We start from the raw sequence: 14,152 nt of genomic DNA, 5'->3' as shown, positions 1-14,152 counted from the left end.
ATCACCGGTGGACAGCGCGTTGGTGCTGGCGCCTTCGCCATTCTGCTGAACCTCAGCAGTGAAGGTGTTGTCTTCGTCAGTGCCCGTGAGATTGTCAACATTCGTAGTAAGCGGACAAGTACGGTTTAATCAAACCTACTTTGTTTCAAGCAGTTAAAAGTCGATTTTCGCCGCATTTCCGGCGGCACATACCAAATACCTACCAAAATGGTCGGGCTAGGATGCCCGGTTATAGGATGGGTTGGCCGTAAGCGGCTGAAAGTTCAATAAATTAACGAGCGGGGGTGGTGAGGTGCTTGGTTGGGTTTTGCCTACCAACCACCTACCACGCCTCGGTTTGCAAGGAGGCATCAATGGCTGTTGTCACATTTTCCCGTCAGGCAGTACACCAGATTTTAGGGGCGCCGCCGCCCAAAACCCGTAGCTTCCATGATGAGGTCACTCAAGGGCTGATGCTCGAGGTGCGCCCCAGTGCCAATGCCACCTGGTACTATCGTTATCGGGCACGCTCGGGCCGGGTGCGGATGAAACGCATTGGGTGTGTGCACCAGCGCTCGGTGGACGAGGCGCGGGCGGCCGCTCTCTCATTTATGCAGCAGGTGCGTGAGGGCCATGACCCGGTGGAAGATGCCCGGGCCGAGGTTGCCTCGGATACCTCGCTGCGCGACTTCGTCCAGGTCCACTACATTCCCCACGCCAAATCCCGCAAACGCGCGTGGGCGCCGGAGCAGGCCCTGCTGGATCACCATGTCCTGCCTGCGTTTGGGCACCAACCGTTATCCGCGGTCTCGCGCATGGATGTAATGCGCTGGCACGAGCAAACGCACGCCAATGGCTACGCGGTGGGCACCTGCAACCGGATCCTCGTGCTCCTGCGCCATATCTACAACTGCGCGATCCGCTGGGAGGTGATCCCGAAAGATACCAACCCCGCTCAGGGCGTGAAGCCGCTTAAGGGAGCAGCGCATGGTGAGCGGTATCTCTCAGACGCTGAGCTCGAGCGGCTGCTTGCTGTGCTGGATGATTACGCCGGCCGAATGGTCGCGGATATCATCCATTTGCTAATCTTTACCGGCGCACGCAAGCGTGAAGTGCTGGATGCCCGGTGGGAGCACATCGACCGCGAGCGGGGTATTCTGACGGTGCCCCGCTCAAAGTCGGGAAAGCCGCGCTATATCCAGCTCTCTTCGGCGGCGCTGGAGGTGATCAACCGCCAGTTCCGGACTGACCAGAACCCCTGGGTGTTCCCGAGCCCAAAAACCGGCCAACCGCTGGTCTCGATCTTTAATGCCTGGAACACGATCCGCCACCGCGCGGGCTTGGCGGATGTTCGGCTGCACGACCTGCGCCATTCCTTCGCCAGCTTTTTGGTGAACTCCGGCCGGTCGCTCTATGAAGTCCAGGCCTTGCTGGGGCACGCCAATCCGCGGACAACGATGCGCTATGCGCACCTATCGCAGTCCTCGCTCCAGGATGCCGCCGAGGTGGTGGCGGTCGGCGCAGGCCGGGGTACGGCGGTAAAGTGAGTTGGGCTGTCTATGCAAGCTTTGGCAGCTTGTATATGATCCGCATGTGCCCCCTCACATGGGGGGGGGTAAATCGTGGAGTGATAAACAGTTGCCGGTTGTGAAGCTCAGCCCCGCGTTCGTGCGGGACGTGCAGCGCCATCTGCCGCAAAGCGGTGCGGTGGCCTTCTTTGATGAATCGATTAAAGGGCTCATGCTTGAACTGCGTGCCAGCGGGACCGGCACGTGGTATTTCCGATATCGCGATAACGACAAGCGCCTGCGGCTCAAGCACATCGGGCGGCTGGACAGCGTAGCGGTCAATAGCATCCGCAAGCAGGCGAAGGCGATGCGTGCGGCCCTGGCCGCGGGGGACGACCCGACATCGGTCACGCAAAAGCGCTCGAAGGTGTTGCGGTTTGATGAATTTGTAGAGCAGCACTACTTCCCGCATGTGCGCATCAACAATCGCAGCTGGCCGAGCACCAAATCACAGATCAGCCGGCATCTCATGCCGCGCTTTGGCACCTTGCCGCTGGACCAGATCCATCGCGCGGACATCCTCGCGATGCAGCAAACCACACGCGCCGAGGGAATGGCCGTGGGTACGTGCAATCGGCTGCTCATCCACATGCGCACGATCTTTAACGCAGCGATCCGCTGGGAGATCCTGCCCGAGGGCAGTAACCCCTGCCGGGGGCTTAAACCCATGAAAGGTGAGGTCCGCCGCGAGCGGTTTTTGACCTCGGCCGAGGTCCAGCGCCTGTTTGACGCGCTTGATCGCAGCCGCAGCCCGCAGCTGGCGATTGTGGCGCGGATGTTGTTGTACACCGGGGCGCGAAAGCGGGAGATATTGGATGCGCGCTGGGAGCACATCGATTTTGAGCGCTGCATTTTGACGGTGCCGCGCGCGAAGTCGGGCTACACGCGGCACATCCCGCTGTCGCAAGCGGCTATGGACATTGTGAACGCCCAGCCTCGCCGGCCGGGTAATCCCTGGGTGTTTCCCAACCCCAAAACGGGCGAGCCCATCGTCTCGCTGCATGCCGGATGGGATGCGGTCCGCCGCTGGGCGGGCCTGCCCGATGTGTGCCTGCACGATCTGCGCCACTCGTTTGCGAGCTTTTTGGTCAACGCCGGTCACTCGCTCTACGAGGTCCAGGCGCTGCTAGGCCACCAGAGCCCGAAGATGACCATGCGCTATGCCCACCTGGCCCCGGAGACGCTACTGCGGGCGGCGAACAGTGTGGCCGGTGCGCTGGGTACGCCGGGGTGATCGGCTGACGGGGCGGGGGCGGGCGCGCTACACTGCGGGCTTTAACGTGAACGCAGCGCCTTGAAGGAGCAACGCATGGCCAACCCGATCACCATTGATGGCAAAGAATACGATCTCGACACTCTGTCCGAGGCCGCCAAAAGTCAGTTGACGAATATCCAGATCACCGATCAGGAAATCGCACGGCTCCAGCAGCGCTTGGCGATTGCGCAGACCGCGCGCCAGGCCTATGCGCGGGCCCTGCAGGGCGAGCTGCCCGCCGACGCGTAAGGCAGTGCCGCTCGCCTACACCATCATCCCGTCGTCATCGATGATGGTGCGGGTGGCGGTGAGCTCTTCCACGCCCTCGCCAAAATCCCCGCCCACGGGGTCGTAAACGCTTAACGAGAAGGTCTCGTTGCCTTCGACGAGGTTATCGCTCAGCACTTCGACCGGGATAACGGCCTCGGTCTCGCCGGGGTAGAGGATCAGCGTGCCTTCTGCGGCAATGTAGTCCTGGCCGGCCTCGGCGGTGCCGTCTTCGGTGCGGTAGTCAACGCTGAGCAGCTCGTCCGGCGTGTCCCGATCGCCATCAAACGACAGCATGAAGTAGGCATAGGTGCTGGCGCTGTCGCCCTCGACCACCGTGGTGGAGACCTCATCGGGGGACTGGGGCGCGTTGGGGTATTCGGCCCGCAGCGACTGATCGATCCACTGCTGGTTGGAGGACACGCGCTGAAAGCCCGCGATCTCGCCGTAGCTGGAGTCGCCTGTGGCATTGACATCCGGCTGGGTGGTTGGCGTGGACAGCGAGGCGGTGTAGCTGGCAACGCCGGCGACCGCGCCATTAATCAAGGCGGGGCCGCCGCTATCGCCTGGCGCAATGAGCCCCTCGGTCTCGCCGAGCCCCAGGCCGGACTGGTTGATCAGCTGCCCCAGCGCGTCGTTGGCATCCTGGCCGTTGTCAAAATCGGCGACGAGCTGCTCTCCCGGCGCCGGGTCCCAGCCCATGCGATCGCCGAGCGTGGCCTTTAACGTCGCGGCATCGGTCTCCAACCGGTTTTCGACCAACCGGCGCACGTTATTGGACGGCACGGTGTAGCCGTCCTCGCCTGTGCCGGTGACGCCGTAGCCGAGCATGTCGACCGTGGCGCGGTTTTCGTTGTCCAGTCGGTAGGGCGAATGGCGCGTTGCCGCGGCCGACACCGGCTCGTCAAACCACAGCAGGGCGAGATCGTAGTTGTTATTACCGGCGTCGTAGTTGGGGTGGATTGAGTACTTCTCGAACCCCTGCCGGAAGCTGCCTTCCGGCGTGGTGAACTGCGCGGAGGCCTGCGTGAGGGGGCCGCTGCCCTCCAGGATATGGGCGGCGGTGAGCACGGCGCGGCCATCGTAGAGCAGCGTCCCGGTGCCTTGGCCGCGGTCCGTCGCAACACTGACAACACCGGTGTAAGGCGTCGCCGCCTGTTCGGTCTGTTGAATCGAGCCAGCGGTTACGGGCATGTCGCGCCTCTAGCGTTTTTCGGGTAGATCGTCTGGAACAGTCGCACACGCGGGGCGGGGACTGCAATTTGCTTGACAGTGTGCCCAGATTTTAGAACACTGCGCGGCTTGACTTCGGAGGGTTACCCAAGCGGTCAACGGGGGCAGACTGTAAATCTGCTGGCACAGCCTTCGGAGGTTCGAATCCTCCACCCTCCACCAGATAGAAAGACCCGCAACCGTGGCGGGCGCGGGCATGCGGGTGTAGTTCAACGGTAGAACCTCAGCCTTCCAAGCTGATGATGTGGGTTCGATTCCCATCACCCGCTCCAGAGCAATAGGCCCATGTAGCTCAGGGGTAGAGCACTCCCTTGGTAAGGGAGAGGCCGGCGGTTCAAATCCGCCCATGGGCTCCAGATAAAAGACCGGTAACGAACATCGCAGAGGGAGGCCGCACCGTGTCCAAGGAGAAGTTTGAGCGTAATAAACCGCATGTGAACGTTGGCACCATTGGTCATGTTGACCATGGTAAGACGACGTTGACCGCGGCGCTGACGAAGGTGCTGGCCGAGCAGTTCGGTGGTGTGGCGCAGGATTTTGCGCAGATTGATAACGCCCCGGAAGAGCGCGGGCCCGGTATTACGATTGCCACGGCGCACGTGGAGTACGTGTGCGAACGCTTGACTGAGATGCTTGTCATCCGGTACAAGGCTTTCGAGACGATACCGGTGGATCGTCGTGGGGAGTGTCGGCATAGCTTTGGACGTCCCATAAGATTGGAATCGTAAAATTGTCAACAGGAGGACTATCAATGTCCCTTTACGAAGATATCAGCGAGCTGTTTGCTACCGCTATTGACGGTCAAGACAACGAAGCTATTGTCAAAACGGCCTACGAGGACCTGCTCGGCTACACCGACGCAGACACCATGAACAATGCCCAGGCCCGTATCGACTACTGGGTCGGGAAGCTGGCGTCAGGCGACCTCACTGCCGATACTTTTGGCGGGGCGTTCCTGGAAGAGGCGGAAACGAATCAGGGCGACCTGATCTCTGCCACGACGTTCGCTAACAACAAGACCGTGGTCGAGGCTCACCAGACAGCATACGACGAAGACCCGGACACGACACTCGAGCAGTTCACCACAATTGCTAGCGATAACCGTGTCGGCGACGAGGAGTCGGAAGAAGATTCCGGCACCCCGGGTGAGACTTTTACGCTTACTACAAATGTTGACAATCTCACGGGCACTGACGAAGACAACACCTTCACTGCTGAGGTTCAGCAGAATGGCGAAGGCGCCAGCACCAACGCTCTGTCCACCGGTGATGTTATCGACGGCGGTGAGGGCACTGACAAGCTTGAAGCGACACTGGTGAACGACAACCAGACGCAGAATGGCGAGGGCCTCACTGTCAACCCGCGCACTGACAACCTCGAGCAGGTTTACATCACGGGTATGGATGAGGACGTCACGCTGGATGCTGGCCGCATGGACAGTGTTGAGCAGTTCTGGTCGGACGACAGCGACGAGAACGTGATCGTTGAGGATGTGCGCCTTGGTAGCGATCTCAATATCACCAAGGATGTCACTTTCGGGATGCGCGACGTCGACACCGACTCAGGCCTGAGTGCGGCCTTCGAGTCGCAGTCGTTTAAAAAAGCGGGAGCGACCACCCAGAACTCGCAGATCATTGTTGAGGTGGGTGACAGCAACAAGGATGCGGATACGACGACCGTGGGCACGGGTGTGGAGATGTTCCGCAAGCTGCTCGATGAGGGGCGCGCGGGGGATAACATCGGTGCGCTGCTGCGCGGCACCAAGCGTGATGACGTCGAGCGTGGTCAGGTGCTGTGCAAGCCCGGCTCGATCACCCCGCACACGAAGTTCGAGTGCGAGGTCTATGTGCTGGGCAAGGACGAGGGCGGCCGTCATACGCCGTTCTTTGATGGCTACCGCCCGCAGTTTTACTTCCGCACGACCGATGTCACCGGTGCCTGTGATCTGCCCTCGGGCACTGAGATGGTGATGCCGGGTGATAACGTGCAGATGACGGTCACGCTGATTGCGCCGATCGCCATGGAAGAGGGCCTGCGCTTTGCGGTGCGCGAGGGCGGCCGCACCGTGGGTGCCGGCGTCGTCGCCAAGATCCTCGAGTAAGGCTTCCATTGCCCCGAGGCATGGCGTAGACTGCCGGGCTCGCTTGCTGACGGTCGGTCAGCAAACGACGTTAGGCCAGTAGCTCAATTGGCAGAGCAACGGTCTCCAAAACCGTAGGTTGGGGGTTCGAGTCCCTCCTGGCCTGCCACTTTATCCGGCCACCAAGACCGTCACGGGTTCATGAGCGCAAAAGACCAGACAGAAGCGACCGGCACCGACAAGGCCAAACTCGTCCTGGCAGCAGGCGTGTTCCTGGCTGGCGTGGTGGGCTTTTATGTGGCCGAAGGCCAGTCTGACCTCATCCGTGTGGTCGGCATGGTGGCCGTGGCCGCCCTTGCGATTGCCATTGCCATGAGTAGTCAGCCGGGCCGCAACGCCTGGGCGTTCGCCCAGGAGGCGCGCCAGGAGCTGCGCCGCGTGGTCTGGCCGACGCGGCAGGAGTCGATTCAGACTACGTTGATCGTGCTGGTCATGGTCATCCTTGTCGCCATTCTGCTGTGGCTGATGGATATGTTTTTCATGTGGGGCGTTGGCGCCCTGGTACGCCCTGGAGGCTGATCAGTCATGGCGAAGCGCTGGTACGTCGTACACGCTTACTCCGGTTTTGAGAACCAGGTGAAAAAGGCGCTCGAGGAGCGCGTGACGCGTGCCGGCATGGAAGACCAGTTCGGCGAGATCCTGGTGCCCACCGAAGAAGTGGTGGAGATGAAGGAAGGCGAGCAGCGCCGGAGCGAGCGCAAGTTCTTCCCCGGCTATGTGCTGGTGCAAATGGACATGACCGATGACACCTGGCACCTGGTCAAGGAAGTGCCGCGGGTCATGGGCTTTATCGGCGCCTCGCGGGGCCGGCCGACACCGATCTCGGACGCCGAGGCGGACCAAATTCTGAATCGGGTGCGTGAAGGCGTTGAGAAGCCGCGTCCGAAAGTGCTGTTCGAGGTGGGCGAAGTGGTTCGCGTCACCGACGGCCCGTTCAACGACTTCAACGGCGTGGTCGAGGAAGTCAATTACGAGAAGAGCCGGCTGCGAGTGGCCGTGCTCATCTTTGGCCGCTCCACTCCGGTGGAGCTCGACTTTAGTCAGGTCGAGAAAGGCTAGCGCGGCAACACAGCCGCTATCGGGGAGCCAGGGTGAGAGCCCCTGGCGTTACCACCCACACAAGGAGTTTCGACAATGGCAAGAAAAGTCAGCGCGTATATCAAGCTGCAGGTCCCGGCCGGGGCCGCTAACCCGAGCCCACCCGTGGGCCCGGCGCTGGGTCAGCACGGCCTGAACATCATGGAGTTCTGCAAGGCGTTTAACGCCCAGACCCAAGAGTTGGAAAACGGCCTGCCGATCCCGGTCGTCATCACCGCGTATTCCGATCGCAGCTTTACCTTCGTCACCAAGACGCCGCCGGCGGCTGTGCTGCTGAAAAAAGCGGCGGGGCTGAAGTCGGGCAGTGGCACGCCGAACACCCACAAGGTGGGCACGGTCAATCGCTCGCAGCTCGAAGAGATTGCGCAGACCAAGTGGCCTGACCTCAATGCGGCCGATATGGATGCCGCCGTTCGCACCATCGCGGGCTCTGCCCGGAGCATGGGCCTTGACGTGGAGGGGGTTTAAGCCATGGGTAAGCTGACCAAACGCCAGAAAGTATTTGCCGAGAAGGTCAATCCGGAGCATTTGTATCCGGCCTCTGAGGCCTTTGCCCTGCTCAAGGAACTCGCCACCGCCAAGTTCACCGAGTCGGTGGATGTGAGCGTGAACCTGGGCATCGACCCGCGGAAGGGCGATCAGATGGTGCGCGGCTCGACCGTGCTGCCGCATGGCACGGGCAAGACCGTGCGCGTGGCGGTGTTCGCCCAGGGCGCCAACGCCGAGGCCGCTGAGGCCGCCGGGGCCGACACCGTGGGCATGGACGACCTGGCCGAGCGGATGCAGGGCGGTGAGCTCGATTACGACGTGGTCATCGCGAGCCCCGACGCCATGGGCGTGGTGGGCAAGCTGGGCCGCGTGCTCGGCCCGCGTGGCCTGATGCCCAACCCGCGGGTGGGCACGGTGACCGCGGAAGTGGGCGAGGCGGTACAGAACGCCAAGGCCGGTCAGGTGCGGTATCGCGCCGACAAGGGCGGACTGATTCATTGCAGCGTGGGCAAGGCGGACTTCGAGCCGCAGGCCCTCGCCGAGAACCTGCAGGCGCTGATTAGCGACTTGCAGAAGGTTAAACCGGCTTCCTCGAAAGGGGTGTACCTCAAGCGCGCCACGGTCTCGACGACCATGGGGCCGGGGGTGCCGGTCGATCTGAGCACGCTCGCTTAGCGGCGAGGGTGCTGAGGCTGTCGTCATGACAGCCGTCAGAGACCGTCTGGTGTGGTTCGCCACATAAAGGTCGCAAGACCGCCGACGGTAGACGGTGTTACCGGGACAGGACGGATTTCCTGCACGGGTTCACCGTTGAAAGGGGGCAGACGGGCCACGGGGCCTGGATGCCATGGCCAACCGCCGTTCCAGGAGGCATTGGGATATGGGCGTAAGTCTGGAACAGAAAAAGCGGATGGTGCAGGAAGTCGCTGAAGTGGCCAATGAGGCCCATTCCGCTCTTGCAGCGGAGTATCGGGGCCTCTCAGCCGGCGAGATGGATAACCTGCGTGTGCAGGCCCGCGAAGCGGGTGTCTACGTGCGTGTGGTCAAGAACACCTTGGCCAAGCGTGCCGTAGAGGGCACAGAGTTCGAGTGCATGACCGATGATTTTCAGGGTCCGCTGCTGCTCGCATTCTCGCAGGAAGATCCCGGTTCGGCCGCGCGTGTTCTCAAGGATTTTTCCAAGGAGCACGAGCAGCTGGTAGTGAAGATGCTGGCCGTGGGCGGGGAGAAATACCCCGGCTCGGAAATCGACCGGCTCGCGACACTGCCGACCTACGATGAGGCGATCAGTCGTCTCATGGCGACCATGCGGGCGCCGGTACAAAAGCTTGCCACCACCTTGAACGAGGTGCCGAGCAAGCTGGTGCGTACCGTCTCCGCCGTCAAGGACGCCAAATAGTAGGCCGCTGCGACATCCGTTGCTGCCGCTAGCGTATTAATTTCAACGATTCAGCCAGGAGACAAGACGATGGCCGTTTCCAAGGACGACATTCTCGAGACAATTTCCAGCATGACCGTGATGGAGGTCGTTGACCTCATTGAGGCCATGGAAGAGAAGTTCGGTGTAACCGCTGCTGCCGCCGTTGCAGCTGCCCCGGCCGCGGCCGGTGGTGGTGAGGCTGCCGCTGAGGAGCAGACCGAATTTGATGTAACCCTGACCGGCTTTGGCGAGAACAAGGTCGGCGTGATCAAGGCGGTGCGTGGCGCCACGGGCCTGGGCCTCAAGGAGGCCAAGGAGCTGGTGGAGAACGTGCCGGCCGCTGTGAAGGAAGGGGCCTCGAAGGAAGAGGCCGACGAGCTGAAGGGTCAGCTTGAAGAGGCAGGCGCCACCGTCGAGCTCAAGTAAGGGCTCGGTGGCGGCATTGCCGCAAGCTGAGACGGTAGGGGCTGGTGGCCTGACGGTCACCGGCCCGCTGCCGTTTTGCTCGCAACGTCGAATCGCGCGGAATCTCCGCGCCGGCCGGCGTGTCCAAGTCTGCGGGAACTTGCATGGTGCAAGCCCCCGAAGCCTTGCATACGGCGGAACCCAACCCGGTTGAGGAACCTCGATGGCCTATACGTTTACTGAAAAAAAGCGCATCCGCAACGATTTTGGCAAGCAGCCGAATATTCTGGATGTCCCCTACCTTCTGGCGTCGCAGATCGAGTCCTATCGGGATTTTCTGCAGCTGGACCACGACCCGGACAGCCGCGATGGCAAAGGCCTGCATGCGGCGTTCGACTCGGTGTTTCCCATCGAGAGTTACTCCGGTAATGCCCGGCTTGAGTACGTGCGCTACCGCATCGGCGAGCCGGGTTTTGACGTCAAGGAGTGTCAGCTCCGGGGCCTGACCTATGCCGCGCCGCTGCGCGTGCTGGTGCGCCTGGTCATCAATGACAAGGAAACCCGCACGGTCAAGGACATCCGGGAGCAGGAAGTCTACATGGGCGAAATGCCGCTCATGACGCGCAATGGCACCTTCGTGATCAACGGCACCGAGCGGGTCATCGTGCAGCAGCTCCATCGCTCCCCGGGTGTGTTCTTCGACCATGACAAGGGCAAGACGCATAGCTCCGGCAAGCTGCTGTTCTCCGCCCGGGTCATCCCGTACCGCGGCTCGTGGCTCGATTTCGAGTTTGATCCGAAAGACGCGATTTACGTGCGCATCGACCGGCGCCGCAAGCTGCCGGCCACGGTGCTGCTGCGCGCCCTCGGTTTTGATAACCAGCAGATCCTCGATCGGTTCTTCGAGAAAAACGCCTACACGCTGCGCAAGCAGGGCGCTGACCTTGAGCTGGTGCCCGAGCGCCTGCGCGGCGAGACCGCCACCTTCGACATCAAGGATGGCGAGGGCAACGTCATTGTCGAGAGCGGCCGGCGGATCACCGCCCGGCACATTCGCCAGATGGACAAGGCGGGCCTCAAGAAACTGCACGTGCCGGATGATTACCTGGTCGGCCGGGTGCTGGGCGAGGACATTGTCGACAAGTCCACCGGCGAGATCCTGGCGGCCGCCAATACCGAGATCACCGAGGAGCTCGTGCAGACCCTGCGCGATGCCGGGGTGAAAAAATTCCAGGTGCTGTTCATTAACGACCTGGATCACGGCCCGTACGTCTCGAACACGCTGGCGATCGACACGACGACTACGCAGCTTGAGGCGCTCGTCGAGATCTACCGGATGATGCGTCCTGGTGAGCCGCCGACCAAGGATGCCGCCGAGAACCTCTTCGCCAATCTGTTCTTTAGCGAGGAGCGCTACGATCTCTCCTCGGTGGGGCGGATGAAGTTCAACCTGCGCGTTGGCCGTGATGAGGTCGAAGGCAGCGGGGTGCTCGATAACGACGACATCCTCGCGGTGCTCAACGAGCTGATTAACATCCGCAACGGCAAGGGCAGCGTCGATGACATCGACCACCTGGGTAATCGCCGCGTGCGGTGCGTGGGCGAGATGGCCGAGAACCATTTCCGCGTCGGCCTGGTGCGCGTGGAGCGCGCCGTGCGCGAGCGCCTGAGCCTGGCAGAGAGCGAGGGGCTGATGCCCCAGGAGCTCATTAACGCCAAGCCGGTGGCGGCGTCGATTAAGGAGTTCTTTGGCTCCTCGCAGCTCTCGCAGTTCATGGACCAGAACAACCCACTCTCCGAGGTCACCCACAAGCGCCGTGTCTCGGCGCTCGGCCCGGGTGGCCTGACCCGGGAGCGCGCGGGCTTTGAGGTGCGCGACGTGCACCCGACCCATTACGGCCGCGTCTGCCCGGTGGAGACGCCGGAAGGCCCGAACATCGGCCTGATCAGCTCGCTGGCCTGCTATGCCCGGCTGAACAGCTACGGCTTCCTCGAGACGCCGTACCGCCGGGTGGAAGAAGGCCGCGTCACCGATCAGGTGGAGTACCTCTCCGCGATCGAGGAGAGCCGCTACATCATCGCCCAGGCCAATGCGCGCCTGGACGAGACCGGGCATCTGGTCGACTCGCTGATCTCCATTCGGCACCAGAACGAGTTCGGCATGTCCTCGCCAGACAAGGTCCAGTACATGGACGTCTCGCCGAAGCAGATCGTCTCGGTGGCGGCCTCCATGGTGCCGTTCCTCGAGCACGATGACGCCAACCGTGCGTTGATGGGCTCGAACATGCAGCGCCAGGCGGTGCCGACCCTGCGGGCCGAGAAGCCCCTGGTGGGCACGGGCATGGAGCGGGCCGTGGCGATCGACTCCGGCGTCACCGTTGTCGCCGATCGCGGCGGTGTGGTTGATCAGGTCGACGCCGCGCGCATCGTCGTGCGGGTCAGTGATGAAGAGACGCAGTCCGGTGAGCCGGGTGTCGATATCTACAACCTGACCAAGTACACGCGCTCCAACCAGAACACCTGCCAGAACCAGAAGCCACTGGTCCGCCCCGGCGACACGGTTGACCGCGGTGACGTGCTGGCCGATGGCCCGTCCACCGACATGGGCGAGCTGGCCCTGGGCCAGAACATGCGCGTCGCGTTCATGCCCTGGAATGGCTATAACTTCGAGGACTCGATTCTCGTCTCCGAGAAAGTCGTCGAGGAAGACCGCTACACCACGATCCACATCGAGGAGCTCACCGCCGTTGCCCGCGACACCAAGTTGGGGCCGGAGGAGATCACCTCCGATATTCCGAACGTCGGCGAAAGCGCCCTCGGCAAGCTCGATGAGTCGGGCATTGTCTATGTGGGGGCCGAGGTGAACGCCGGAGACATCCTCGTCGGTAAGGTAACGCCGAAGGGCGAGACCCAGCTGACGCCGGAGGAAAAGCTCCTGCGCGCGATCTTTGGCGAGAAGGCCTCCGATGTGAAGGATACTTCGCAGCGGGTGCCCTCGGGCATGGATGGCACGGTCATCGACGTGCAGGTCTTCACCCGCGATGGCGTGGAAAAAGACGAGCGCGCGCTCTCCATCGAGGGCGATGCCCTCGCCGATGTGCGCAAGGACCTGGACGATCAGTACCGGATCTTCGAGGACGATGCCTTCGCCCGTCTGGAGCAGACGCTGGTTGGCAAGGTCGCCGAGGGTGGCCCGGATAAGCTCAAGGCCGGGACCAAGCTCACCGCCGAGTACCTGAACAGCATTGACCGCCAGCGCTGGTTCGAAATCCGCCTGCGGGATGATGCTGCAACGGCCCAGCTGGAGGCCGCGCAGGCGCAGCTCAAGGCCCAGCGCGAGACGTTTGATGAGCGCTTTGAGGAAAAGCGCGCCAAGATCACGGCGGGCGATGACCTCGCCCCGGGCGTGCTCAAGATGGTCAAGGTCTATCTGGCGGTGAAGCGCCGGATCCAGGCCGGTGACAAGCTCGCCGGCCGCCACGGCAACAAGGGCGTGATCTCCCGCGTGGTGCCGGTGGAGGACATGCCGTTCTCCGCGGATGGCGAGCCCATTGATGTGGTGCTCTCACCGCTTGGCGTGCCCTCGCGCATGAACGTCGGGCAGGTGCTCGAGGTCCATTTGGGCTGGGCTGCGAAGGGTCTGGGCCGGCGCATCGCCGAGATGCTGGATGCCCAGCGCAAGATCGGCGATCTGCGTGAGTACCTGGAGCAGATCTACAACTCGAGCGGTAAGCGCGAGGACCTGGCCGGGCTGAGCGACCAGGAGGTCGTCGAGCTCTGCCACAACCTGCGCGAGGGCGTGCCGATGGCCACGCCGGTGTTCGATGGCGCCAACGAGGACGAGATCAAGACCATGCTGCGGCTGGCCGGTCTGCCGGAAAGCGGCCAGGCCCAGCTGTGGGACGGCCGCACGGGCGAGGCCTTCGATCGGCCGGTGACCGTGGGCTACATGCACATCCTCAAACTCAACCACCTGGTGGATGACAAGGTGCACGCACGCTCGACCGGGCCCTACAGCCTGGTCACCCAGCAGCCGCTGGGCGGCAAGGCGCAGTTCGGTGGTCAGCGCTTCGGCGAGATGGAGTGCTGGGCGCTGCAGGCCTACGGTGCGGCCTACACCCTCCAGGAGATGCTCACGGTCAAGTCGGACGACGTGGCCGGGCGCACCAAGATGTACAAGAACATCGTCGACGGCGAGCACCAGATGGAAGCGGGCATGCCCGAGTCCTTCAACGTGCTGGTCAAAGAGATACGCTCACTCGGTATTGATATCGAGCTCGAGCAGGACTGAACGGGTA

The 14,152-nt window shown here is 62.4% G+C and carries 11 protein-coding genes, 4 tRNA genes and 2 pseudogenes; 16 read left to right on the top strand and 1 reads right to left on the bottom strand.

The annotated features are described in order from the left end of the window. Positions 1 to 353: 353 nt before the first annotated feature. The 3 genes from SPISAL_RS07705 to SPISAL_RS07695 all read left to right on the top strand — a co-directional run bounded on the left by SPISAL_RS07705 (position 354) and on the right by SPISAL_RS07695 (position 3,051). Positions 354 to 1,526, top strand: coding sequence for a site-specific integrase (locus tag SPISAL_RS07705; protein WP_016353915.1), 1,173 nt, complete (start codon positions 354 to 356; stop codon positions 1,524 to 1,526). 100 nt (positions 1,527 to 1,626) lie between these two features. Beyond that, the gene (locus SPISAL_RS07700) at positions 1,627 to 2,781 is read left to right on the top strand and encodes a site-specific integrase (protein ID WP_187287964.1); all 1,155 of its coding nucleotides are present in this window, start codon (positions 1,627 to 1,629) and stop codon (positions 2,779 to 2,781) included. A 75-nt stretch (positions 2,782 to 2,856) separates the two neighbouring features. After that, positions 2,857 to 3,051, top strand: coding sequence for a DUF6447 family protein (locus SPISAL_RS07695; protein ID WP_016353913.1), 195 nt, complete (start codon positions 2,857 to 2,859; stop codon positions 3,049 to 3,051). A 15-nt stretch (positions 3,052 to 3,066) separates the two neighbouring features. Here the strand turns inward: SPISAL_RS07695 and SPISAL_RS07690 are convergent, their stop codons facing one another. After that, complete coding sequence (locus SPISAL_RS07690; RefSeq protein WP_016353912.1) at positions 3,067 to 4,263, bottom strand: Calx-beta domain-containing protein; 1,197 nt, start codon at positions 4,261 to 4,263, stop codon at positions 3,067 to 3,069. A gap of 116 nt (positions 4,264 to 4,379) precedes the next feature. Between SPISAL_RS07690 and SPISAL_RS07685 the strand changes: the two genes are divergently transcribed. The 13 genes and pseudogenes from SPISAL_RS07685 (at position 4,380) to rpoB (ending at position 14,145) form a co-directional block, all read left to right on the top strand. After that, positions 4,380 to 4,464 (top strand) — tRNA-Tyr (locus SPISAL_RS07685). A 36-nt stretch (positions 4,465 to 4,500) separates the two neighbouring features. Then, positions 4,501 to 4,574: transfer RNA gene (locus SPISAL_RS07680), tRNA-Gly, on the top strand. Between the two features lie 9 nt (positions 4,575 to 4,583). Beyond that, positions 4,584 to 4,658, top strand: a tRNA-Thr gene (locus tag SPISAL_RS07675). Between the two features lie 42 nt (positions 4,659 to 4,700). Then, positions 4,701 to 4,919, top strand: a pseudogene (locus tag SPISAL_RS07670) (GTP-binding protein); the annotation flags it as partial. A gap of 1,016 nt (positions 4,920 to 5,935) precedes the next feature. Then, a pseudogene (locus SPISAL_RS08905) lies at positions 5,936 to 6,403 on the top strand (EF-Tu C-terminal domain-related protein); the annotation flags it as partial. A 72-nt stretch (positions 6,404 to 6,475) separates the two neighbouring features. Beyond that, positions 6,476 to 6,551 (top strand) — tRNA-Trp (locus SPISAL_RS07660). A 32-nt stretch (positions 6,552 to 6,583) separates the two neighbouring features. Then, entirely contained in the window at positions 6,584 to 6,961 is a 378-nt protein-coding gene (secE, locus tag SPISAL_RS07655) for a preprotein translocase subunit SecE (RefSeq protein WP_016353909.1), read from the top strand. A 6-nt stretch (positions 6,962 to 6,967) separates the two neighbouring features. Further along, entirely contained in the window at positions 6,968 to 7,501 is a 534-nt protein-coding gene (gene nusG, locus SPISAL_RS07650) for a transcription termination/antitermination protein NusG (RefSeq protein WP_016353908.1), read from the top strand. 75 nt (positions 7,502 to 7,576) lie between these two features. Next, a complete protein-coding gene (gene rplK, locus SPISAL_RS07645) occupies positions 7,577 to 8,008 on the top strand; it encodes a 50S ribosomal protein L11 (protein ID WP_016353907.1) in 432 nt (143 codons plus the stop codon). A gap of 3 nt (positions 8,009 to 8,011) precedes the next feature. Then, the gene (rplA, locus tag SPISAL_RS07640) at positions 8,012 to 8,704 is read left to right on the top strand and encodes a 50S ribosomal protein L1 (RefSeq protein WP_016353906.1); all 693 of its coding nucleotides are present in this window, start codon (positions 8,012 to 8,014) and stop codon (positions 8,702 to 8,704) included. Positions 8,705 to 8,909: 205 nt separating this feature from the next. Next, entirely contained in the window at positions 8,910 to 9,428 is a 519-nt protein-coding gene (gene rplJ, locus SPISAL_RS07635) for a 50S ribosomal protein L10 (protein WP_016353905.1), read from the top strand. A gap of 69 nt (positions 9,429 to 9,497) precedes the next feature. Continuing rightward, complete coding sequence (rplL, locus tag SPISAL_RS07630) at positions 9,498 to 9,875, top strand: 50S ribosomal protein L7/L12 (protein WP_016353904.1); 378 nt, start codon at positions 9,498 to 9,500, stop codon at positions 9,873 to 9,875. 202 nt (positions 9,876 to 10,077) lie between these two features. Beyond that, on the top strand, positions 10,078 to 14,145 hold the full coding sequence (gene rpoB / locus SPISAL_RS07625; protein WP_016353903.1) for a DNA-directed RNA polymerase subunit beta: 4,068 nt from the start codon (positions 10,078 to 10,080) through the stop codon (positions 14,143 to 14,145). Positions 14,146 to 14,152 lie beyond the last annotated feature (7 nt).

The sequence above is a fragment of the Spiribacter salinus M19-40 genome, from assembly GCF_000319575.2.
Classification (GTDB): Bacteria; Pseudomonadota; Gammaproteobacteria; order Nitrococcales; family Nitrococcaceae; genus Spiribacter; species Spiribacter salinus.
This window is presented reverse-complemented; position numbering and strand designations above follow the sequence as displayed.